Consider the following 22,343-nt stretch of genomic DNA (forward strand, 5'->3'; position numbering starts at 1 on the left):
CGCGGGTTGAGCCGACTTCCGAGGCCGAAGGCCGAGGCGTCGGTCGAAACCTGGTGAGACACGCTGGAAGCCGCAGAGATATAGATGAGTGAGGTGCGCTGGGACTCCCAGCGCACCTCACTATCTGTCTCGGCAACGGGACTCCCAGCGCACCTCACGTGGTTTCGACCGATTCTCGGCCTTCGGCCTCGTGAATCGGCTCAACCCGCGACTCCGTCGCGCCGTCGCGCTACAACGCCCTTAGATACTCCAGCTGCGCCTTCACCGACATCTTGGCCGCCGGCCACAGCTTCTTGTCGACGTCTGCGTACACCGACCGGACCACCTTCATCGGCTTGGCCTTCTCCGGCGAGACGCCGAGGTCGTCGAGCGCGGCCACGATCTGGGCGAGCCGTTCCTCGCGATGCGTCTTGTAGTACCGGGCGATCGGTCCCAGCTCGGGGTGGTCGGGCCCGTGCGCGGGCAGCAGTGCCGCGTCTGAGGCCTCGACGATCAGCCGGTTCAACGAGTTGAAGTAGTCGGCGAGGGTGCCGTCGGTCGGATCGAGCACGGTGGTGCCGAAGCCGAGGATGGTGTCGCCGCTCAGGAGCGCCCGCTGCCCCTCCCACTCGACCAGAAAGCTCGTGGAGTCCGCTGTGTGCCCGGGAGTGTGGAGGACGGTGATGGTGAGTCCGGCCGCCTCGATCACCTCGCGGTCGCGCAGCCTCGGCGCGCCGACGGAGTACTCGTCGGTGTACGCACGCTGCGGTGCGCCGCTGAGCTTGCGCATCTTCTTGCAGGCACCGACGTGGTCGTGGTGCCGGTGGCTGATCAAGACGAGCTCGACCTCGCCTGCGACCTCGGCCACCTTCTTCACGTGCTTGCCGTGCTTGGCCGGCCCGGGGTCGAGCACCACGGCGGTCGGTGATCCGGGCGCCCGCAGAATCCAGGTGTTCGTGCCGTCGAGTTCGAACGATCCCGGATTGTCACAGAGCACCACCGAGGCGAACGGTGTGACCTCGCGCGGCACACCGTATGCGGGGTGCACGGGATTCTCGGGGACCGGAGCGGACGTACTCGCAGACATTCCCCCACAGTACCGAGCAGACGTTCGGTCGCCGTCTGGATCGGCCGGTCAGGACACCATCGGCGCCAGAAACCTCGTCGCGTAGTCGCGGATCGCCTGTACGTCACCGAGGTCGAGACGTCGGGTCCGGATCTGGGCGAGCGAGAAGGCGATACGCACGAAGTGCTCGGCGGCCAGCGCCAGGTCGTCGTCGGACATAGTCGCACCGGCGCGCCGCAGGGTGCTCGCGACCGCCGCGCTCGAGGATTCGAGGAAGTCTCCGGCCGTGCGAGACGTCTGACTGACCAGCACCTCGGCGACGTCCGGTTCTTCGACGAGGAGCCTGCGCACCAGCGGATCCTCGTCGAAGATCCGGGTGTACTCGACGAACGCCTCGACCACCGCATCGCGTGCGGAGAGCCCGCGGACTGCGCCGGCGAGGTGCCGGATCGTCTCGAAACCGATCACCTCACCGACTTTCGCCAGCAGGGCGTCCTTGTTCGGGAAACGCCGGTAGAGGGTGCTGCGGGAGACTCCGGCGGCCCGGGCCACCGCGTCCATGCTGGCCCGGCGGACTCCGACCTCGGCGAACTCGCGACGAGCGCAGGCGAGGATGGTCGCCTCCTGCTCCTCCGGCGGCGCTGACGTCCGCAGCCGGCGGGCTCCCGTGGTCACCGGATCACTTGACCTGGACGACGATCTCCACCTCGACGGGGACGCCCAGCGGCAGCTCCGCGACACCCACCGCGGAGCGCGCGTGCACCCCCGCGTCACCGAAGATCTCCCCGAGGAGATCGGACGCGCCGTTGACGACGCCGGGCTGTCCGGTGAATCCCGGTGCGGAGGCGACGAATCCGACCACCTTGACCACCCGGACCACCGAATCGATGCCCACCTCGGCGTGGACCGCGGCCAGCGCGTTCAGCGCACACAGCCGCGCCGCGGCGTTCGCCTGCTCGGGAGTGACGATGCCTTCGGCACCTTCGGACACCTTGCCGGTGATGCTGACCTGTCCATCGGTGACCGGGATCTGGCCGGACGTGTAGACGAGGTCGCCGACGCGCAGCGCCGGGGTGTAGCTGCCGACCGGCTTGACCACGGCGGGCAGTTCGATGCCGAGCTCAGCGAGACGCTGTGACCACTGTTCGCTCATCGGTCAGGCCTTCGGCCGCTTGAGGTACGCGACGTGCTGCTCACCGGTGGGACCGGGCAGGACGCTGACGAGTTCCCAGCCGTCCGCGCCCCACTGATCCAGGATCTGCTTGGTCGCGTGCGTGAGGAGAGGAACTGTGACGTATTCCCAGGCGGTGACTTCACTCATGGTGCCAACCTTAACGGTTGAACGCGGACTCGGTAGACACGGTCGATAAGGTGATCGACGTGGTCAACGAAGTTCACAGCGACGGCTCCGGGATGTGGCCGGACGATGCACGCGACGCTCGTCTGCATTTCGTGTCCGGCAAGGGCGGCACCGGCAAGACGACGGTGGCCGCCGCCCTGGCGCTCACCCTCGCCTCCGAGGGCAAGACGGTGCTGCTCGTCGAATGCGAGGAGCGACAGGCCATCGCCCAGCTCTTCGACGTCCCACCGCTTCCGCCGACCGACACCCAACTGGTCGCGATGGACGGCGGCGGATCGGTCTGGGCTCTCGCGCTGCAGATCGAGCACGCTCTGCTCGAATACCTCGACATGTTCTACAACCTGGGGTTCGCGGGCCGCGCGATCAAGAAGGTCGGCGCCATCGACTTCGTCACGACCGTGGCGCCCGGCCTCAAAGACGTTCTGGTGACCGGCAAGATCAAGGAACGCGTGATCGCCGCCGACAAGAGCGGCGCACGCACGTACGACGCGATCGTCGTCGACTCGCCGCCGACCGGCCGCATCGGCAACTTCCTCGACGTGACGACTGCGATGCGCGACCTGGCGAAGAGCGGGCCGATCCGCAATCAGTCCGAAGGTGTTGCCGCACTCCTACATTCCCCTGAGACAGTGGTGCACCTCTGCACCCTGCTCGAGGCCATGCCGGTGCAGGAGACGATCGAAGCCGTCGCCGAACTGCGGGCGAAGGACCTGCGCATCGGCGCGATCGTCGTCAACCGCGCCAATCCGCCGTACCTTCCCGAGGATCAGGCCGACGCGATCGCCGAAGGCCGCATCGACTCGGCGCGTATCGAGAAGAGCCTCGCCGACGCCGGCATCCGGCTGTCGGAGGAGGATCTCGCCGGGCTGCTCACCGAGACCATCGACTACGCGGCCCGGCTGCAGGCGCAGCACATCGCGCGCGCCGAGCTCGACGACGTCGAGGCCGCCCAGGTGGAACTGCCGACGGTCGAGAACGGCGTCGACCTCGGCGCGCTCTACGAACTGTCCGCCGTGCTCAAGGAAGCTGGTGCGTGATGCCCGACCTCAAGATGGGCTCGGTGCTCGCCGACCCGAAGACCCGCGTCGTGGTGTGCTGCGGTTCCGGCGGTGTCGGCAAGACCACGACCGCGGCATCCATGGCGTTGCACGCCGCCGAGCACGGCCGCAAGGTCGCGGTACTCACCATCGATCCGGCTCGCCGGCTGGCGCAGTCGTTGGGGATGAACGAACTGACCAACGAGCCGCAGCCGGTCCCGCTCGACCGTGCCGGTGAGGCGGGCGTCGGGACTCTCGACGCGATGATGCTCGACATGCGCCGCACGTTCGACGACATGGTCATCGAGCATTCGACGCCCGAGCGCGCCGAGTCGATCATGAACAACAGCTTCTACCAGACCGTGGCCTCGTCGTTCTCCGGCACGCAGGAGTACATGGCGATGGAGAAGCTGAGCCGGCTCCTCGACGAGGACCGCTGGGACCTGATCATCGTCGACACGCCGCCGTCGCGGAACGCGCTCGACTTCCTCGACGCGCCCGCCCGTCTCGGCTCGTTCCTGTCGGGTCGTCTGATGAAGATGCTCGTCGGCGGCGGCCGGGGTGTGAGCCGGGTGCTGACCGGGGCGATGAGCATGGCCATGCGCGGCATCTCGACCATCGTCGGCGGCGATATCCTGCGCGACGTCGCCACGTTCGTGCAGTCCCTCGACTCGATGTTCGGCGGATTCCAGGAGCGCGCCAATCGCACCTACGAGCTGTTGAAGCAGCCGGGGACCGAGTTCGTCGTGATCGCCGCACCCGAACCCGATGCCCTCCGCGAGGCGTCGTTCTTCGTGGAACGACTGTCGAAGGACTCGATGCCGCTGACCGGCCTGATCGTCAACCGCACTCACCCGACGTTGACGTCGCTGAGTGCGGCCGCGGCCGAGAACGCCCTGGCCACGGTCGACGACGACCTGACTCGCGGCGCGCTGCGAGTGCACGTGGAACGAGCCGCCACCGCCAAGCGTGAAGTGCACCTGCTTCAGCGGTTCACGTCGTCGCATCCGAGCGTGCCGCTGGTCGGCGTGCCGGCCTTGCCGTTCGAGGTGGCCGACGCATCGGCCCTGCGCGCCGTGGCCGAGCAGATCACCAGTCGCGGCTGACGGCCCCCGACCCCACCTACGACGAAGAGCCCGGCTGGTGCCGGGCTCTTCGTGTCAGTTCTGGTCGGGGACGGCGCCGAGCCGCTGACGACGGCGCTGTGCTTCGAAGAACGCCGCCCACGACGTCACCTCGGGATGTTGGCGGAGCAGAGCACGCCGCTGGCGCTCCGTCATTCCGCCCCAGACACCGAACTCGACCCGGTTGTCGAGCGCGTCCGCACCGCACTCGAGCTGAACCGGACAGTGTCTGCAGATCGTTGCGGCCTTCCGCTGAGCAGCTCCGCGGACGAAGAGATCGTCCGGGTCGCCTCCACGACAACGTGCCTGAGAGACCCAGGCCAGTCGAGCTTCTGAATCAACGGTGGACAAGGGCGCCAGAGTCATTGCGCGTTCCCGCCTTTCACAAACCCATCGACATGCGGTGCATGCATAAGATCCTGCTGTGACTCGTACCTACCAACGAGTTCATTTGTTAGGTAGCTCACGTCTCCAATCTATTGAGGAGGCCGATACAGCGCAAGTCGGTCGGCTATTGTTCTGCGCTCCGCGCCGATCCGGGCAACATTGCCGCAGGTCGATTCGCCGCACAGTGGGGGATCACACGTATCCTGGCGGTCGTGCGCAAGACTTCGAACCTCGCAGGCCTGGCCGTCGCCGTCGTGATGGCCGCCGTCCTCGTGGCCGGACTGCTCTTCCCCATCGCCACCGGAATCGGCGTGCTGTCGAATCGCGCGGCCGCCACGATGGAGAATTCGTCGTCCGAGCTGCTGGGCGGAACCGTCCCCGAAGTCACCACGGTGACCGATGTCAACGGGGATCCGATAGCCGTGCTGTACGACCAGTACCGCTATCAGGTGGGGTACAACGACATCTCGCAGGACATGATCCGCGCGATCATCTCGATCGAGGACCGGCGATTCCTCGAGCACGACGGCGTCGACTGGAAGGGCACGATCCGTGCGGCGCTGAAGAACTCGTCGTCGGGCGAGGTGCAGCAGGGCGCCTCGACGCTCGATCAGCAGTACATCAAGAACTATCAGCTGCTGGTGCTGGCGCGGACCGAGGCCGAGCGCGAGGCGGCGACGGAGACCACGCCCGCGCGCAAGCTGCGCGAGGTCCGGATGGCGCTGACGCTGGAGCAGACCCTGACCGACCAGGCCAAGCGGGAGAAGGGCCTGGACGACGCCGCGGCCAAACAGGATGCGAAGAAGCAGATCGTCACCCGCTATCTGAACGTCGTCCCGTTCGGCAACAACGCCTACGGTGTGGAGGCCGCTGCACAGACCTACTTCGGGCACTCCGCCAAGGAACTGACCGTCGAGCAGGCCGCGATGCTGGCCGGCATGGTGCAGTCGAGCTCCGGCTTGAATCCGTACACCGACCCGCAGGCCACCACGACTCGCCGGAACACGGTGCTCGACACGATGATCGAGAACTTCCCCGAGCGCCGCGCCGAACTCGAGGCGGCGAAGCAGAAGCCGCTCGGCGTGCTGCCCGCTCCGAAGACCCCTGTCCAGGGCTGCATCTCGGCGAAGAACAACGGCTTCTTCTGTGACTATGTGCTGCAGTACCTCGCGGACAACGGGATCCCCCGCGCCCAGGTGATGCGCGGCGGCTACCTCATCCGCACCACCCTCGATCCCCAGGTGCAGGCCAACGCGGTCCGTTCCGCGCAGCAGCACACCGCGCCGGACACCGACGGCATCGCCACGGTGATGAGCATCATCAAACCCGGCAAGGACTCCCATGACGTCCTCGCCATGGCCTCCAGTCGCGACTACGGCCTCAACAGCAGCCGCGACGAGACCGTTCAGCCGCAGCCCTTCTCACTCGTCGGCGACGGCGCGGGGTCGGTCTTCAAGCTGTTCACCACCGCGGCCGCGATGGAGAAGGGTCTGGGAACCGGTAGCGTGCTGCCGATTCCGTCGAACGTGGCGGTGTACGGCATGGGTGACAGCAACGGGGCCTTCGGCTGTCCGGTGAACGCCTACTGCGTCAAGAATGCCGGTGCGTACCCGGGCTCGGCCTCGGTGACCCAGGCGCTCGCCACCTCACCGAACACCACGTTCGTCCAACTGCTGCAGCAGGTCGGCGTGAAGCCCGCCGTGGACATGGCGGTGCGACTGGGGCTTCGGTCGTACAACGAGCCGGGCACGTCCGGGGTCGGCGACGAGAGCCTCGCCGAGTACGTGAAGAAGGGCAACTTCGGTTCCTTCACCCTCGGTCCGTTCGCGGTCAACGCGCTCGAACTGTCGAACGTCGCCGCTACCCTCGCCTCCGGCGGAACCTGGTGCCCGCCCAACCCGGTCGCGTCGATCCAGCAGGTCAAGCGCGATCAGTACGGCAACGCCGTGCTGGATCAGAACGGTCAGCGGGCGATGGTCAACGTTCCGTTCAACCCGCCCAAGTGCGAGCAGGTCGTCGAATCCGGGTTGGCCAACACCCTGGCGAACGCGATGAGCGAGGACGACAAGGGCGGCGGCACGTCGGCGGCCGCGGCATCCGCGGCCGGCTGGAAGCTGCCGCTGTCGGGTAAGACCGGCACCACCGAGGCGCACCGCTCGGCGGCGTTCGTCGGATTCACCAATCAGATGGCCGCGGCCGTGTACACCTACAACGACGGCTCGCACCCCGCCGGCATCTGCACCGGCCCGCTGCGCCAGTGCTACGACGGCAATCTGTACGGCGGCTACGAGCCGGCGCGCACATGGTTCTCGGCGATCGGTCCCATCGCCACCAAGTTCGGACCGGTGACGATGCCGCCCACGGATCCGCAGTACGTGGCGGGCAGCGACCGCGGACGTATCCCGCAAGTCAGCGGTCTGCCGGCCAGTCAGGCGACCTCCCGACTCCAGGAGGCCGGATTCAAGGTCACCGAACTCGAAGTGGACAGCACCAGACCCAAGGGCACCGTGGTCTTCACCGCGCCGTCCGACAGCGCGATGCCGGGAAGCACCATCGCGATGTACGTGAGCAACGGCCGGGGCAAGACCGCGGGCACGGACGGCGGCGACCAGAAGCCGGCGGAGAAGACTGTGCAGGTTCCGGGCGTCGGACCGGTGGTCATCGAGGTTCCCGGAGGCTGAGCGCACGCGGGTCCCGGCCGCCGCTCGACGCGTATCCTGAAGCCCATGGCTTCAGTTCCCGGATTCGGCGCGTCGTCGCCCGCCTCGCGTGATTCCTCCACCCTCGCCCGCGTGGCGGTCGGTGCCGCCGGTGCGGCTGCGGCCGGTCTGGTGTACTCGACGGTGATCGAGCGCAATGCGTTCGCATTGCGTCATGCGACGCTGCCGGTGCTCGAGCCCGGATCGTCGCCGCTGCGCGTTCTGCACATCAGTGACATCCACATGATGCCCAATCAGCATCTCAAGCAGGCGTGGATCTCCGAGCTCGAACGACTCGAGCCCGATCTGGTGATCAACACCGGCGACAATCTCGCGCATCCCAGCGCGGTGCCCGCCGTGGTTCAGTCGCTCGGCGGCCTGCTGTCGCGGCCGGGACTGTTCGTGTTCGGCTCCAACGACTACTTCGGCCCGAAGCCGAAGAATCCGTTCAAGTACTTCAAGAAGAACCACACGCGCACCCACGGCGAACCGCTGCCGTGGCAGGACCTGCGTGCGGCGTTCACCGAGCGCGGATGGCTCGACGCCACCCATACGGTCCGCGAACTCGAAGTGGGCGCGGTGCGGGTCGTCGCCGCCGGTGTCGACGACCCGCACATCGAGCGTGACCGCTACGAGTCTGTCGCCGGGCGGCCGAATCCCCTCGCCCAGCTCCGTCTCGGTCTGACGCACTCCCCCGAGCCGCGGGTCCTCGACGCGTTCGCCGACGACGGCTACGACCTCGTCCTGGCCGGGCACACGCACGGCGGGCAGCTGTGCCTTCCCGGCTACGGAGCTCTGGTGACGAACTGCCACCTCGACCGCTCCCGCGTCAAGGGCGTGTCGAACTGGGGCTCGACGATGAAGCTGCACGTGAGTGCCGGCCTCGGGACGTCGCCGTACGCTCCCGCGCGGTTCTGCTGCCGCCCGGAGGCGTCGTTGCTGACGCTCACCGCGGTCTCCAACGGCGGGGACGAGGACGTCGTCCAGCAGTCCCTGCCTCAGCTCGCGAGCCAGCTCAGCTGATCGCCGACGGCGTGCCGACCAACCGGGAACTGATGCTGTCGGGCGAGCTCTACGCCGACGGCGACCCGGAACTCGTCGGCATACGGAGAGCCTGCCAGCGACTCCTCGACCGCTTCAACGCCACGACGGCCGATCAGGACGCACAACGGACCGAGATCCTCCGCGAACTGCTCGGCGGCCTCGGTGACGACAGCTGGGTGATGCCGCGATTCCAGTGCGACTACGGCACGCACATCACCATCGGCCGCAACAGCTTCCTGAACTACGACGCGATCCTGCTCGACTGCGCGCCGATCACCATCGGCGACGACTGCTCGATCGGCCCGCGGGTCCAGCTGCTGACCGCCCTGCACCCGATGGACGACCATCGGGCTCGGCGGTCGCGCTGGGAGTCCGCCGCACCGATCGCCATCGGCGACAACGTGTGGTTCGGCGGCGGCGTGATCGTGTGCCCCGGCGTGACGATCGGGCGCAACACCGTCGTCGGAGCGGGCAGCGTGGTGACTCGCGATCTGCCCGACCATGTCTTCGCCGCAGGCAATCCGGCGCGCGTGATCCGTCAGTTGCCGGTGGAGGCCGATCGAGACGAGGCAGCGGTCCGTCCGGCTCCCTCCCCTTAGACAGGAGCGGGACGGACCGCTCTTCGCGCCCGTCCGGTTCACTACCCTCCCCAGAGCAACCGCCAGACGGGGCGGCGTCCGCTTGCATTAGTTAGCGGCGGACGTCTCCAGTCAATCAGGACCGTGACAACAAAACAAGACACGGTCCGCTTTGCGTCATGGGAGTTCGGACACTCTCGACGTTCCCCAGCCTTCCGCGGGGCCCTCTTCCACCTCGCGGGTGCTTATGCCGTTGAGCGTGACCACCTGGTGGTCACCATCAACGGCACAATGGCGACGGCCGCGTGCGGAAGTCCGCGCCACCGATACGAGGAGGCCCCCGGTCTGCATCTCTGCAGGCCGGGGGCCTCTACTGCTTCTCAACCAAAGCGTCGGGGTAGCGGGATTCGAACCCACGACCTCTTCGTCCCGAACGAAGCGCGCTACCAAGCTGCGCCATACCCCGTGTGTAACCTGGAATAGATTACAACGAAGGTGGCCGAACTATTAAATCGCCAGGTCAGGACGCGGTTTCGAGCGCATCGGAGCTCAACTGCCCGTCCTCGATCGCCGCGACGAGGCGCGTGTGATCGTTCAGGTTGATCCGGCTGTACTCCACCGAGAAGTCCGCGATCGCCGCGTCGAAGGCCTTGCCGACACCCGACAGGTACTCAGCGATCTCGTGACGTGCCGCAGTACGGGCGTGCGCATGCGCCAGCACCTCGCCGCACAGCTTGGCGTAATACTCCATACCCTCCGGTGACAGCGCCTCGACGACCACCGACCCCTTGCCGTCGCGCAACTGCCGGACGTAGAAGTCGGTGTCCGTGGCGCCCTCGAAGGCGACGGCCTGAACCCAGCCGAGAAAGATGTCGCTCGAAGCCTGCAGCAGTTGCTGCCCGAACACCACCCGATGCCCCTGGTTCCCGTACTCGTGCCCCGGAACGTAGGGCGCGAGAACTGATTCCGACGCCTCCTTGAACTGGAGGAAGAGCGGATCCGTCGCGTGCTTGCCGCCGAAGAGCGCGATCCAGCAGCGAGTCCCGACACTGCCGACGCCGACGACCTTCCGTGCGGCCTCGATGAAGGTGTACTGCGAGAACAGTTCGGCGACGTGACCGGGCAGGGTCTCCCGGTATCGCGCGAAGCCGTCGATGAACGCGGCGTTCATCTCCGCCTTCGACATTCCGACGGTCACCTCGTTCGCCGGCACCAGCAGCGGCGGATCGCTCTTGATGTGCGCGCCCGCGAGATCGAAGTAGCAGAGCTTCTCCAGCGCCTGCGCGCTGTCCCGGTGCCGGGCCTTCTGCAGCACCTTCTGAGTGTGGGACGACGTGGCCGTGTCGAACCGATCGCCCAGGTCGGCCGCCACCTCGTCGGCGTCGACACGGGCGTACCAGCAGTCGAGCGCGGTGCGCCCGGCGCTCGCGACCATGCGCTTGCGATAGGCCTTGGCCCCCTGCCGAGCGGCTCCGCGCGCGGTGGCCTCGTCGAATCCGTTCGCCTGCGAACCGATCATGAGGCTCGCCGCGAGCCGCTTGACGTCCCCCTCGAACGGTCCGGGATGCGTCTCGTCGAAGTCGTTGAGATCGAACACCATCGCCCGCTCGGGCGAACGGAACATGCCGAAGTTGCTCAGGTGCGCATCACCGCAGAGTTGGGTGATGACACCGCTGTCGGGCGTCAGCGAGAGGTCGGAGGCCATCACGGCGGCGGCACCGCGGTAGAAGGTGAACGGCGTCTCCGCCATCCGATGATGTCGCACCGGAACGAGCCCCTGCAGCCTTGTCCGGTCCTGTGTCTTGAGGATCTCCATCGGATCCCGGCGGTCCGCCGACTCCGGCACGGCCGCCAACTGATCGACAGACAACGTCATGACTGCTCCCCTTCCATTGGTACGCGAGGCACCAGGGAACAGAACGGTGTTTCCGTGGTCCGACGCGGAGAGAACACGAGACGGTCCTCGGTGAAAATTCTTCCACCCGAATCACGTTCGCGACAGGAAGCTCACCACAATTCGTCTCGACGGATTGACGTCTCTCACCCGACGGACGTCCGGACCGGCGTCACTCCGAATCGGCGGCGTACGAATCGGCGAAGGAGACGCGCGGCGTGGTGAGCGCCGCGTACACGGCGAGCACCGCGTAGACCACAGCGGCGAGGGTGAACCCGATCGCCAGCACGATGGACGCCGCCCAGGCGACGACGCCGACGGTGGCGTCGCCGCCGTCGAGCAGCAGCACCGCCGACGCCGACAGCACGGCGCCCAGGAGCGCCCACGCGGCCGATCGAACCCGCGGGCCGATCGCCCGGGTGTAGAACAGTCGCTCGTAGACCGCGGTCTCGAACTCGTCCACAGCCGCCAGCCGGACGGCGTCGGCCCCCGCCAGCTCCCGCAACGACACGGCGAGATCGGTGTCCCGCTTGAGCGCTACGGTCTCATTCTGTCGGTATCGAACGTATGCGATGGTCGCGATGGTGGCCGCCAGCACTCCGGCCGCGGCGACGATAGCCCAGTTGTTCACGAGAGTTCACCGTACCGGGCCTCGTGCCGCGAATCACACGCGCGATGTGACAGTGCTCGCAATATTGCCGCGCGTGGCCTTCGAGTACGGGCAGAAACCGTGGGCTGCCTGCGCGAGCTCGGCGGCCTCCGCGGTCTCCAGTCCCGGCAGGTAGACATCGATGTCCGCGGTGAGTCCGAAGCCGCCGTCGGCATCGTCGCCGCCGATCCCGACAGTCACCTTGACCGCCGTCTCATCGGTCAGCGTCGCGCCCTTGGTCTTGGCGACGTGCCGGAGCGCCCCCATGAAGCAGGCGGCGTATCCCGCGGAGAAGAGCTCCTCGGGGTTGCTGCCGTCGCCGTTGCCGCCCATCTCCACGGGCGGCGCGAGCACCAGATCGATCCGGCCCGACTCGGACACCACCTCGCTGTCGCGGCCGCCGCCGGTAGAGGTCGACGAGACGTGGTACACGGGGGACACGGTCATTGCGTTCTCCTTAGGTTCTGTCAGCTCGATGGCGGGGCGGACCGTCTCTCACGATTCGCGCACCCGCCTTTCCAAGCTACTCGCCGGACGGTCGGCGGAAGGGCTTCATCGCCATCGACTTCGGCAGCCACTCGTTGACCGGCCGTCGAAGGGTGATCAGTCCGGACAGGATCAACGCACCGCACTGCACCCACGCCAGCACCCGCAGGACCGGTGAGACCTCGTCGTAGTGGAACAGGAGGTCGGCGCCGACGATCGTGAAGAGCACGGTCACCGTGATGACCGACAGGTAGATGCTGCGCAGGTTCCGGCTGTGCGATGCGACGATGCCGAAGAGCAGCGGGTAGCCGAGCGCGGTGAACACGGGGATGCCGATCAGCAGCGCAGGTGTCCAGAAGGAGGCCATCGAGAGCGCCTTCGCCTCCGGGTCCACCCCGGGCAGCGTCTGCAGTCCGGGCTGCAGACGCTGCGCCATCAGACCCTCGAGCCACGACAGATTCGCGAACCCGTACACCATCCAGGCGGCACAGGCGAGGGCCCCGATCCCCCAGACCACCCGCGCGTCGCGAGTCAGCGCGACGGGCGGTGGCCCGGGGTCGACGGGGCGGCTCGGGTACCGGCTGGTGAGATCGCTGTCCTTCGACTTGCGTGCGATCTCAGCGAGATCTTCGGCGTCGAGTTCGGCCTGCGTGGGGATCCGATCGCCGTCGGGGTCGTCGAACGGTCCGGGAGTGCTCATGCCCTCGATGATGGCAGACGATCCCGCTGCGGCTACGACGCGATCTTCAGCATCCGGGTGATGGTGCCCTGCCAGAGCACGCCGCCGGGGGCGATCATGCCGGTGAGCTGCATCGGCTCGTCCGCGGGAGCGACGCCGACCTGGCGGGTGACCACCCGGCGGCCGGTCTGGAAATCGACCGCCACGTAGTTCACCGGGCCCACCTGCTGCGGGACGGGAAGATAAGGCCCGTACGCGAGTCCGTGGATCATGCCGTCCGCGCGCGAGAGCCGCGGCAGGGTGGCCATCCGGTCGGTGGTGTTCTCCCAGACTCGCTTGCACTCGCCGTCACGGACGTCGATGCGCGTCATGCCCCCGCGGAAAGGCGCGAACGCCGGATCGCTCGGGCCACCGCTGACCGCCATCGGCGGGTACTGGAAGCCGTACGTGCTCGGGATGACGAGGCTGTCGCCCCAGGCCATCGGCGAGTTCTCCGTGCCCTGGTTCGCCGCCGCGAACGCGCGGGTGCGGCACACCTGCGAGCCGTCGTCGGAGTTGTAGACGATCAGATTGGGCACCGCGGCACTGTCGACGATGGCGACCCAGCCGTCGCCGCCCGGCCCGAAGTACGTCGGGGTGGTTCCCGATCCCCAGGTCAGCTGCCCCGGTTTGCGGGCGGCACCGCTGTCGTAGGCGCGGCGCCACACCGTACGCGGCACGCCGTTCGCGTCGGCCTGCATCTCGTACAGAGCGTGCGTGGTCAGCACGGACGCCCCCGATCGCCGGATCGTGAGACCGTTGCCGAGTTCCTCGCCCTTCGGCAGATGAGTGGCGCCGATCCGACCGTCGGGCAGCACGGTTCCGATGACACCGCCGGTGGTCGCGAACCAGGTGCGCCCCTGGTAATCGGGAGCGAGCCCGGTGATGCCGTCGCCGCCGATCTGCTTCGAGACGTCGGTCGCCTCGTCGATCCTGAGGGTCCAGCCCGCACCGGCCCGGTGATGGCCGACCCGCAGGATTCGACCGGAGCCATCGGCGACGACGACGCGGTTCTCGTTGTCGAGGAAGCCGTACACCCCGCCGAGCAGCTTGCCCTTGGTCAGCGGCAGCCGTGCGACGACCTGCGCCGTGCGGGGGTCGAACATGGTGACGACCGGTGTGGCGAACTGCGGAGGTGTGCCGGCGACGTACGCCGTGCACAACGAGATCGGGTAGCCGTCGGAGCCGACGAAGGTCGCGGCACAGACTCCCCCGGGGACGCTCGAGGCGACCACGTGGCCGTTCTTGCCCGGACCGCGGTACGCCGTGCTGTCCGACGACTCCGGGTCACCATGCATCAGTGACGTCCAGGCGGGGCCGGAGCTCGGAACGGCAGGGCTCGCCACGGCGGTCGATTCACACACCGTGGCGAGCCCGACGACCGCCACCGCGGCAGCGATCAGGAAACGCTTGAAGACAGTCATGCGCATCAGTCGATCACACGATCAACTCCGCGCGCGAGACCTCACGGACAAAAGACTGGTCAGCTGTTCAACTCAGCGAGGATGAAACTCGTCGCCGGCAGCATCTTGAACAACATCGGCAGCGCGTGGTTGACGACCATGCCGGGGAAGATCGGCGGCGTGAAGTCGTTGTCGAGCCGGACGTCCGCGCCCTGGTTCTTCCAGTCGCGGTACAGCTGGACCACCTGGCCGTGCGGGATGACGTCGTCGCTGACACCGGTCGACAGAAGTACCGGCGCATTCGGCTTCAGGCGGCCGATCCGCTGATCGTCGACCGTCTTCTGGACCTCGGGGTACTTCTTGATCACGGCGCTGAGCGACTTGCCGTCGCGCGTCCACTGGCTGGTCCGCTGGAAGCCGTGCGTCAAACCGGTGTCACCGATGCACTGCGTCGACACCTCCTTGAGCGCCTGTCGGCCGGTGGCGTTGGTCTCCTTAGCCAGGATCGGATCGAGCGCCGGGTAGCGCGCGGCGAGACCGTTGATCGCGTAGCCGATCGCACCGGAGATGAACGTGCCGTCGATCTGATCGATCACCTTGTTGAGATCGGCGGGAGGCGCTCCCGCGTAAGTGGCCTTGACGTTGAGGTCGGACGCGTAGGTGGAGGCCAGCTCGGCTGCCGACGCCGCGGCGCCACCGCCCTGCGAGTATCCGGAGAACGCCACGGGCGCGTCCTTCGGCGCCTTCGCTACGGCGAGACCGGCGCGCGCGGCGTCGAGCACGGCACGGCCCGACTCGAGACGGTTCACGTAGGTGTGGATGCCCGGGGTGCCCATGCCGACGTAGTCGGTCAGCACCACGCGGACGCCGTTGAGCAGGAAGAGGTTCATCTCGAGACCCGAGTAGTTGACGCCGAGGCTCGGCTTGGCCGGATCGATCGACATCGGCAGCGACAGCATCTTCGATCCCGCGCACTGATCGCCCTGGCCCACGGTGCCCGGCGCCAACACGACGGTCGGACGCGGACCCTTGCCGCGCCATGCGGCGGTCGGCTCGACGACGGCGCCGGTCACCGCGGTGGGCGCACCGTCCTGACGCGTGGTGGTGTACATGATCCGCGTCGCGGTGCCCGGCCACTGATTGCGGACGCCCGGGATCTGAAGCAGGAGTTCAGTCGGCTGGGTGCGGACCACCGACCCGGGCTTGTCGGACAGGCGCGCGGGCGGCTGGTAGAAGTCGCGCGCCGCAGTCGCGTTGCCGGCCACGAGACCGGTCGCCACCACGGCGCCGACCGCTGCGATCGCACCGACGCGCTTCGCGCCCCCGGCGATGGATGAATGATTAGACGAGACGAATCCCCGAATTTTTCTCACGCAAGTAATCTACGCCATAAGTTACCCGTTGGTAAGTCCCAATTTTGACCAATGCGAGGCCCACTCAGCCGGTATTCCGTGACTTTGCAAGAAGCCCGCTCGAGTCGGCAGTGCGCGACGTACTGACGCAAGCGTCCCCGTGACAGCAAGTCGTGGACGAATGGTCCAGCAGGTGCCGTCACGGGGACGCGTAGGTCACGGAGGAGCGCCGGTGAACGACGCGAGCCGCGAAAGGTGCTACACCAACAGCTCAGCGATCTGAATCGTGTTGAGCGCAGCTCCCTTGCGAAGGTTGTCGCCGGAGACGAAGAGCGCGAGCCCACGACCGTCGGGTGCTCCCGGATCCTGGCGGATGCGGCCGACGAGCGAGACGTCGCCGCCCGCGGCGTCGAGCGGATTCGGCACGTCGGCGACGCGGACGCCCGCGGCGTCGGCGAGGATCGCCCGAGCCTCGTCCGGGGTCACCGCCTCGGCGAACTCCGCGTTGATCGAGAGCGAGTGACCGGTGAAGACCGGGACGCGCACGCAGGTGCCGCTGACGAGCAGCTCCGGGATACCCAGGATGCGTCGCGACTCGTTGCGCAGCTTCTGGTCCTCGTCGGTCTCGCCGGTGCCGTCGTCGACGATGTTGCCCGCGAGCGGAACCACGTTGAACGCGATCGGCGCGACGTAGTTGATCGTCTCGCCGAGATCGACCGCGTGGCCGTCGTAGACCAGCTTCTCAGCGTCCTCGACGCCCGCACGGACCTGACCGGCGAGTTCCTTGACACCGGACAGTCCACTGCCGGACACCGCCTGGTAGCTGGAGACGATCAGACGCTGCAGGCCCTTGGCGTCGTGCAGCGGCTTGAGCACCGGCATGGCCGCCATGGTGGTGCAGTTCGGGTTGGCGATGATGCCCTTGGGTGGGTTCTTGGCGAGCTCGCCGTTCACCTCGGACACGATCAGCGGCACGTCGGGGTCCTTGCGCCACGCCGACGAGTTGTCGATGACGGTCACACCGGCCGCCGCGAAGCGCGGGGCCTGGACCTTCGACATGGTGCCGCCGGCCGAGAACAGCGCGATGTCGAGACCGGTCGGATCCGCCGTGGTCGCGTCTTCGACGACTACTTCCCCGCCGCGCCACGGCAGCTTCTTGCCCGCCGACCGCGGCGAGGCGAAGAACCGGATCTCGTCGACCGGGAAGTTCCGTTCTTCGAGGAGCTGACGCATGACGCCGCCGACCTGGCCGGTGGCGCCGACTACTCCGAGTCGAATACCCATCTTCGCGACTCCTATCGTCCGGTTCCGCCGTACACGACGGCGTCCTCTTCGGCGCCCAGGCCGAAGGCTTCGTGAAGAACCTGCACGGCGTGGTCGAGGTCCGACTCGCGGACCAGCACCGAGATGCGGATCTCCGAGGTGGAGATCAGCTCGATGTTGATGCCGGCCTCGCTGAGGGACTCGCAGAACGTCGCGGTGACGCCCGGATGGCTCTTCATGCCCGCACCGACGAGAGAGACCTTGCCGATGTTGTCGTCGAGCACGACCTCGGTGAAGCCGAGCTCGTCACGCAGCTTGCCCAACTCGGTGACCGCGACCTCGCCGAGTTCCTTCGGGAGGGTGAAGGTGATGTCGGTCTTGCCGGTCTCACTGGCGGAGACGCCCTGCAGCACCATGTCGATGTTGATCTCGGCGTCGGCGACGGCACGGAACACCTTGGCGGCGTATCCGGGCTTGTCCTCGATGCCGACCACGGTGACCTGCGCTTCGCTGCGGTCGTGAGCGACGCCGGTGAGGATTGCTTCTTCCACGGGGATGTCCTCCATCGAGCCGGACACGATGGTGCCCGACTTAGTCGAGTACGACGAGCGCACATGAACTGGAACGTTGTATCGGCGCGCGTATTCCACGCAGCGCAGCATCAGGATCTTGGCACCGCACGCCGCCATCTCGAGCATCTCTTCGAACGAGATGTGGTCGAGGTGCTTCGCGTTGCTGACGATGCGGGGGTCGGCGGTGTAGATGCCGTCGACGTCGGTGTAGATCTCACAGACGTCCGCCTCCAAGGCGGCAGCGAGGGCGACAGCCGTCGTGTCCGAGCCACCGCGTCCGAGGGTGGTGACGTCCTTGGTGTCCTGAGAGACACCCTGGAAGCCGGCGACGAGAACGATCTTGCCGTCGTCGAGTGCGCTGCGGACCCGGCCCGGCGTCACGTCGATGATCTTGGCCTTGCCGTGACTGCTCGTCGTGATGACGCCCGCCTGCGATCCGGTGAACGACTGCGCGTTCTCGCCGAGTGCCTCGATCGCCATCGCGAGGAGGGCGTTGGAGATGCGCTCGCCCGAGGTGAGCAGCATGTCCATCTCGCGGTCGGGCGGGTTCGGGTTCACCTGCTCGGCGAGGTCGAGGAGTTCGTCGGTGGTGTCACCCATTGCGGAGGCGACCACGACAACGTCGTTGCCTGCACGCTTTGTCTCGACGATGCGCTCGGCGACCCGGCGGATGCGCTCGGCATCCGCCACCGAGGAACCGCCGTACTTCTGGACGACCAGTGCCACGTCGTGCAACCTTCCTTAATCTCTATAGCTAGCGGGACTTGCGCCGGGTTCACCTTACCCGCCGCCCCTGACACGGCACATTCCGTCGAAGCCGCCGTAGGATCTGCTGCGATGACTACCGCCCGCCCGTTGTCCTCGGTGACGCGCCTGCGCGCAGCACACGACTTCGCCCTTCGGTGCGTCGGCGTGTACGCCGTCGTGCGCGTCGTCGGAGTGATGGTTCTCGCACTCTTCGCCCAGATTCACGACACCGGGCTGCGCTCGCTGCTCGCCATGTGGGACGGCGAATGGATGCTCGGCATCGCCGAGAACGGGTACGGCGGAATCCCGCTGTGGTTCACCGACGGCAACGGGATCCACACCGAGTTCACCGCGTATGCGTTCTTTCCGGGCTATCCGCTGACGGTCCGGACCGTCGCGCTGGTCCCCGGCCTCTCGCCGTTCGCCGCGGCGATGATCGTCAACGTCGTCGCTGGCGCGCTGGCGGCAGTGGCCGTCGGACGGATCGGACGACTCTGCGCCGGACTCGTGCGGGAATCGCTGCGGCCGGCACCGGGCCGCTCGGCGACCGTCGGACTCGTCCTGGTCGCCCTATTCGCGGCGACGCCGATGTCGGTGGTGCTCAACATGGCCTACACCGAAGCGGTGTTCTGCGCGCTCGCCGCATGGGCGCTGGTCGGGGTCCTCGAACGCCAGTGGCTGCTCGCCGGGCTGTGCGCTCTCGGCGCCGGCCTGGTCCGGCCGACCGGTGTCGCGGTGATCGCGGCGGTGATGCTCGCCGCGCTGCTGGGTCGGCGCGACGGACCGCGCGCCTGGGCCGCGGTGGTCCTCGCCCCGCTCGGCTATCTCGGCTACCTGGCCGTGGTGTGGGCCCGCACCGGCTCGATGACCGGCTGGTTCCAGATACAGACCACCGGATGGAACACCACGTTCGACGGCGGACTGGCGACGTGGCGGTTCCTGAGCGAGACTCTCGGACACGAATCGGACTTCGCGGCCATCGCGACGGCGCTGCTGATCGTCTCCGTGCTCATCCTGTTCGGCTGGGCGGTCGCCGACCGCGTGCCCTGGCCGATCCTCGTCTACGCCGCAGGCGTACTGGCGTCGATCCTGCTCTCCGACGGGCTGATGATGAGCCGCGCCCGGCTGCTGTTGCCCGCATTCGTCCTGTTGATCCCGGTGGCTCTCCGGATCGCGCGCAGACCACGGTCGGAGATGATCGTCATCCTCGCCGCAGCCGCACTGTTCTCGGCCTGGTTCGGCGCCCGAATGCTGACCGTCTTCCAGTACGCGATCTGAGGCTCGCCCTGACCGACGACCTCACCCCTTGATCTCGAGCCAGGCCTTCGACCACTCGGCATAGTCGACGCACTCGACGTCGGTACGACCGTCCAGGCACTGGCGCATCGGTGTCGTCCAGTACCAGATGCGCGCGGCGTACGCCGGGTCGTCCGAGTGATAGACCGCGCAGTGCTCCCGATTCCGCATCAACGCACACGACTCCGAGTTGGCCGGGGACTCGCCGAAGTACTCGGCGATCCGCGCGTTGACCCGCGGTCCGACGACGTAGTCGATCCAGCGATACGCGCAGTTGCGGTGCGGGGTCCGGCCGGCGATCATCCACGAGTCCGACCATCCGGTCGAGCCCTCCTCCGGCAGCACCGTCGCCACCGGCGCTCCGCCGTCGCTCGCGAGATTGGCGGCGACCTGCCAGGCCGACCCGATCACGCTCCATCCGGCGCCGAACGCCTGCACCTCGCGGACGACGTCGTTCCAGTACTCGCCGACGGCCGTGCGCTGCTCGGTCAGCAGCGCGACCGCCGCCGCGAACTGAGTGGTGTCGAGCGCGTACGGATCGGTGATCCGCAGGTCGGGCCGATGGCGCATCAGGTACAGGGCGGCGTCGGCGATGTAGATCGGCGAGTCGTAGGCGGTCACCCGCCCCGCGTATCGCCGTGCGTCCTCGAACACCGCCCGCCAGGAGGTGGGCGCCGGGCGGACCACGTCGGTGCGATACATGAGCACATTGGCGCCCCAGCCGTGCGGGACGCCGTACACGGTGTCGTCGACGGCGTTCCACGGCTGGTCCTTGAGGAACGGATAGATGGCACCGTAGTTCGAGATCAATGTCGTATTGATCGGCTGCACGTCGCCCGCATCGATCAGCCTCCGCGAAGCGTCGCCGGAGGCCGACACCACGTCGAACTCGCCGGTTCGCATCTGCGCCACGGCCTCGTCGGAGGTGCCGAACGTCTTCACGTGCACCTGGCAGCCGGTCAACTGCCGAAACGGCCGCACCCAGTCCACCGCCCGATTGGTGCTGCCGTCCTCGGCATAGCCCGGCCAGGCCAGGACGTTCAGCACCTTCTCCGAGGGACCGAGCGACGACGGCGCCGACTGCGGCGGCACGTCGTCATTCGCGCAGGCCGCGGAGATCGTCATCGCCGCGACGATCACCGCCACGCTGACCAGCCTGCTGATCGTCGCCACGACTCTCCTCGCCGACCGCCGCGGGCGGCCTTCTCCCTCGAGTTCTACCGCACTCCGGAGTGTCACGCCGGGGATCGGCGGACCGCCCTGCGCCGCAGTCGGACCGCACCGAATCCGAGTCGCTGACCACCGCATATCGCGCGTAATCTGAGCGGGCCCCTCGAACAGATCTGGAGTCCCCGACCATGTCCGCCGCTGGAACCACCGCGCCGACCGCCCCCGCCGGGCGCGAGTGGTTCGGGCTGGCCGTGCTGATGCTGCCCGTCCTCCTGGTGTCGATGGACTTCTCGGTGCTCTACCTCGCCATGCCGACGATCGTGAACGCACTCGATCCGACTGCGACGCAACAACTCTGGATCCTCGACATCTACGGATTCATGATCGCCGGCCTGCTGATCACGATGGGCAACATCGGCGACCGGATCGGCAGGGGGCGCATTCTGCTCGCCGGTGCCGCCGTATTCGGCGGTGCCTCGATTCTCGCTGCGTTCGCCCCCGGCGCCGGCGCCTTGATCGCCGCCCGCGCACTGATGGGCGTCGGCGGCGCGACACTGATGCCCGCCAGCCTCGCGCTGATCGCCAACATGTTCCCCCGCAGCCGCGACCGTGCGCGCGCCATCGGCATCTGGACCTCGGCCTTCGCCGGCGGCGCCGCCATCGGTCCGGTCCTCGGCGGTGTCCTCCTCCACCATTACTGGTGGGGCGTGGTGTTCCTGATCAACGTCCCAGTCCTCGCAGTGCTGTTCGCCGTCGGGCCGTTCGTCCTCCCCGAATACCGTTCGGCCAGTTCCGATCCCTTCGACATCGTGGGCGTCGCACTGTCGTTGCTCGGCATTCTTCCGGCGGTCTACGCGATCAAGGAGTTCGCCACGTCCGGGGTCGCCCGGGGTCCGGTGGTCGCCGGACTGTTCGGTTCAGCGATGCTCGTCCTGTTCCTGTGGCACGAGTCGCGCGCGACGGCACCGCTGCTGAACCTGCGACTCTTCCGCAACCCGACTTTCAGCGCGTGCGTAGCGGTCGCGCTCGTCGGCATGATGGCCGAGGGCGGGATCGCGTATCTGTCGAACACCTACCTCCAGTCGGTGCTCGGGTACGACGTTCTAGCCGCGGCGCTCGCCGGGCTGCCGATGGCGGTGACCGTTGCCACGTTCTCGATCTTCGCCGACCGCGTCGCGCGCCTGACGGGTCCTCGCCTCGCGCTGGCCGGATCGGTGACGCTCGCAGGCATCTCGAACATCGGATTCCTGGCTCTCGGCACGGCGTCACCACTGTGGATCTTCATGGTCCTCAGCGCGGTCGCCGGCATCGGCTACGGCGTGGTGTTCTCGCTCGTGACCGACATCGTCGTGGGTTCGGCCCCGCCCGAACAGTCGGGCGCGGCGTCCGCCATCTCCGAAACCAGCTTCGAGTTGGGCACCGCGCTCGGTCTCGCGCTGCTCGGGTCATTGGCGACGGCCGTCTTCCTGTCAGACGACGACGGCCACGGATTCACCGAGTCGTTGTAGATCCCCGACTG

The 22,343-nt window shown here is 67.6% G+C and carries 21 protein-coding genes and 1 tRNA gene; 7 read left to right on the forward strand and 15 right to left on the reverse strand.

Annotated features, from left to right (window positions below; all coding sequences use genetic code 11):
* Positions 1-229: 229 nt before the first annotated feature.
* The 4 genes from SCNU_RS11030 to SCNU_RS20340 are packed head-to-tail and all read right to left on the reverse strand — an operon-like array spanning position 230 to position 2,366.
* On the reverse strand, positions 230-1,066 hold the full coding sequence (locus SCNU_RS11030) for an MBL fold metallo-hydrolase (protein ID WP_040518220.1): 837 nt from the start codon (positions 1,064-1,066) through the stop codon (positions 230-232).
* 48 nt (positions 1,067-1,114) lie between these two features.
* Complete coding sequence (locus SCNU_RS11035) at positions 1,115-1,720, reverse strand: TetR/AcrR family transcriptional regulator (RefSeq protein WP_009679452.1); 606 nt, start codon at positions 1,718-1,720, stop codon at positions 1,115-1,117.
* Positions 1,721-1,724: 4 nt separating this feature from the next.
* Positions 1,725-2,198 (reverse strand): RidA family protein, encoded by a 474-nt coding sequence (locus SCNU_RS11040; RefSeq protein ID WP_009679453.1) that lies wholly within the window; start codon positions 2,196-2,198, stop codon positions 1,725-1,727.
* A 3-nt stretch (positions 2,199-2,201) separates the two neighbouring features.
* Positions 2,202-2,366 (reverse strand): Sp36 family protein, encoded by a 165-nt coding sequence (locus tag SCNU_RS20340; RefSeq protein WP_009679454.1) that lies wholly within the window; start codon positions 2,364-2,366, stop codon positions 2,202-2,204.
* A 92-nt stretch (positions 2,367-2,458) separates the two neighbouring features.
* Here SCNU_RS20340 and bagA point away from each other — a divergent pair, with 92 nt between their 5' ends.
* Both bagA and bagB read left to right on the forward strand, forming a co-directional pair.
* Entirely contained in the window at positions 2,459-3,442 is a 984-nt protein-coding gene (gene bagA / locus SCNU_RS11045; RefSeq protein WP_050792814.1) for an ATPase BagA, read from the forward strand.
* Positions 3,442-4,548, forward strand: coding sequence for an ArsA family ATPase (gene bagB / locus SCNU_RS11050; protein ID WP_009679456.1), 1,107 nt, complete (start codon positions 3,442-3,444; stop codon positions 4,546-4,548). The genes bagA and bagB overlap by 1 nt, the downstream gene beginning before the upstream one ends.
* 54 nt (positions 4,549-4,602) lie before the next feature.
* On the opposite strand, the gene SCNU_RS11055 is transcribed toward bagB, so the two are convergent.
* The gene (locus SCNU_RS11055) at positions 4,603-4,932 is read right to left on the reverse strand and encodes a WhiB family transcriptional regulator (RefSeq protein ID WP_040518222.1); all 330 of its coding nucleotides are present in this window, start codon (positions 4,930-4,932) and stop codon (positions 4,603-4,605) included.
* A 278-nt stretch (positions 4,933-5,210) separates the two neighbouring features.
* On the opposite strand from SCNU_RS11055, the gene SCNU_RS11060 reads away from it, so the two are divergent.
* Genes SCNU_RS11060 through SCNU_RS11070 form a run of 3 tightly spaced genes read left to right on the forward strand, consistent with a single transcriptional unit; the run spans position 5,211 to position 9,295 of the window.
* Entirely contained in the window at positions 5,211-7,634 is a 2,424-nt protein-coding gene (locus SCNU_RS11060) for a penicillin-binding protein (RefSeq protein WP_050792815.1), read from the forward strand.
* A 45-nt stretch (positions 7,635-7,679) separates the two neighbouring features.
* Positions 7,680-8,675, forward strand: a complete 996-nt coding sequence (locus tag SCNU_RS11065; RefSeq protein ID WP_009679459.1) for a metallophosphoesterase — start codon at positions 7,680-7,682, stop codon at positions 8,673-8,675.
* A 32-nt stretch (positions 8,676-8,707) separates the two neighbouring features.
* A complete protein-coding gene (locus tag SCNU_RS11070; RefSeq protein ID WP_040518239.1) occupies positions 8,708-9,295 on the forward strand; it encodes a sugar O-acetyltransferase in 588 nt (195 codons plus the stop codon).
* Between the two features lie 371 nt (positions 9,296-9,666).
* On the opposite strand, the gene SCNU_RS11075 is transcribed toward SCNU_RS11070, so the two are convergent.
* The 9 genes from SCNU_RS11075 to SCNU_RS11115 form a co-directional block, all read right to left on the reverse strand.
* Positions 9,667-9,740: transfer RNA gene (locus SCNU_RS11075), tRNA-Pro, on the reverse strand.
* Between the two features lie 54 nt (positions 9,741-9,794).
* Positions 9,795-11,150: a DUF2252 domain-containing protein gene (locus SCNU_RS11080; protein WP_009679461.1), complete on the reverse strand. Its 1,356-nt coding sequence runs from the start codon at positions 11,148-11,150 to the stop codon at positions 9,795-9,797.
* 190 nt (positions 11,151-11,340) lie between these two features.
* Complete coding sequence (locus tag SCNU_RS11085; protein ID WP_009679462.1) at positions 11,341-11,799, reverse strand: hypothetical protein; 459 nt, start codon at positions 11,797-11,799, stop codon at positions 11,341-11,343.
* Between the two features lie 33 nt (positions 11,800-11,832).
* Positions 11,833-12,264: an Ohr family peroxiredoxin gene (locus tag SCNU_RS11090; RefSeq protein ID WP_009679463.1), complete on the reverse strand. Its 432-nt coding sequence runs from the start codon at positions 12,262-12,264 to the stop codon at positions 11,833-11,835.
* Positions 12,265-12,340: 76 nt separating this feature from the next.
* Positions 12,341-13,003, reverse strand: coding sequence for a hypothetical protein (locus SCNU_RS11095; protein WP_009679464.1), 663 nt, complete (start codon positions 13,001-13,003; stop codon positions 12,341-12,343).
* Positions 13,004-13,035: 32 nt separating this feature from the next.
* Positions 13,036-14,445: a hypothetical protein gene (locus SCNU_RS11100; protein ID WP_009679465.1), complete on the reverse strand. Its 1,410-nt coding sequence runs from the start codon at positions 14,443-14,445 to the stop codon at positions 13,036-13,038.
* Positions 14,446-14,504: 59 nt separating this feature from the next.
* Complete coding sequence (locus SCNU_RS11105; protein ID WP_009679466.1) at positions 14,505-15,797, reverse strand: lipase family protein; 1,293 nt, start codon at positions 15,795-15,797, stop codon at positions 14,505-14,507.
* Positions 15,798-16,034: 237 nt separating this feature from the next.
* Positions 16,035-17,060 (reverse strand): aspartate-semialdehyde dehydrogenase, encoded by a 1,026-nt coding sequence (locus SCNU_RS11110; RefSeq protein ID WP_009679467.1) that lies wholly within the window; start codon positions 17,058-17,060, stop codon positions 16,035-16,037.
* Between the two features lie 11 nt (positions 17,061-17,071).
* Entirely contained in the window at positions 17,072-18,337 is a 1,266-nt protein-coding gene (locus tag SCNU_RS11115; protein WP_009679468.1) for an aspartate kinase, read from the reverse strand.
* 111 nt (positions 18,338-18,448) lie between these two features.
* Between SCNU_RS11115 and SCNU_RS11120 the strand changes: the two genes are divergently transcribed.
* Positions 18,449-19,636, forward strand: coding sequence for a hypothetical protein (locus SCNU_RS11120; RefSeq protein ID WP_009679469.1), 1,188 nt, complete (start codon positions 18,449-18,451; stop codon positions 19,634-19,636).
* Between the two features lie 21 nt (positions 19,637-19,657).
* On the opposite strand, the gene SCNU_RS11125 is transcribed toward SCNU_RS11120, so the two are convergent.
* Entirely contained in the window at positions 19,658-20,827 is a 1,170-nt protein-coding gene (locus SCNU_RS11125) for an ABC transporter substrate-binding protein (RefSeq protein ID WP_009679470.1), read from the reverse strand.
* 185 nt (positions 20,828-21,012) lie between these two features.
* Here SCNU_RS11125 and SCNU_RS11130 point away from each other — a divergent pair, with 185 nt between their 5' ends.
* The gene (locus tag SCNU_RS11130; protein ID WP_009679471.1) at positions 21,013-22,332 is read left to right on the forward strand and encodes an MFS transporter; all 1,320 of its coding nucleotides are present in this window, start codon (positions 21,013-21,015) and stop codon (positions 22,330-22,332) included.
* The last annotated feature ends 11 nt before the right edge of the window (positions 22,333-22,343 follow it).

Source organism: Gordonia neofelifaecis NRRL B-59395 (assembly GCF_000192435.1).
GTDB classification, from domain to species: Bacteria; Actinomycetota; Actinomycetes; order Mycobacteriales; family Mycobacteriaceae; genus Gordonia; species Gordonia neofelifaecis.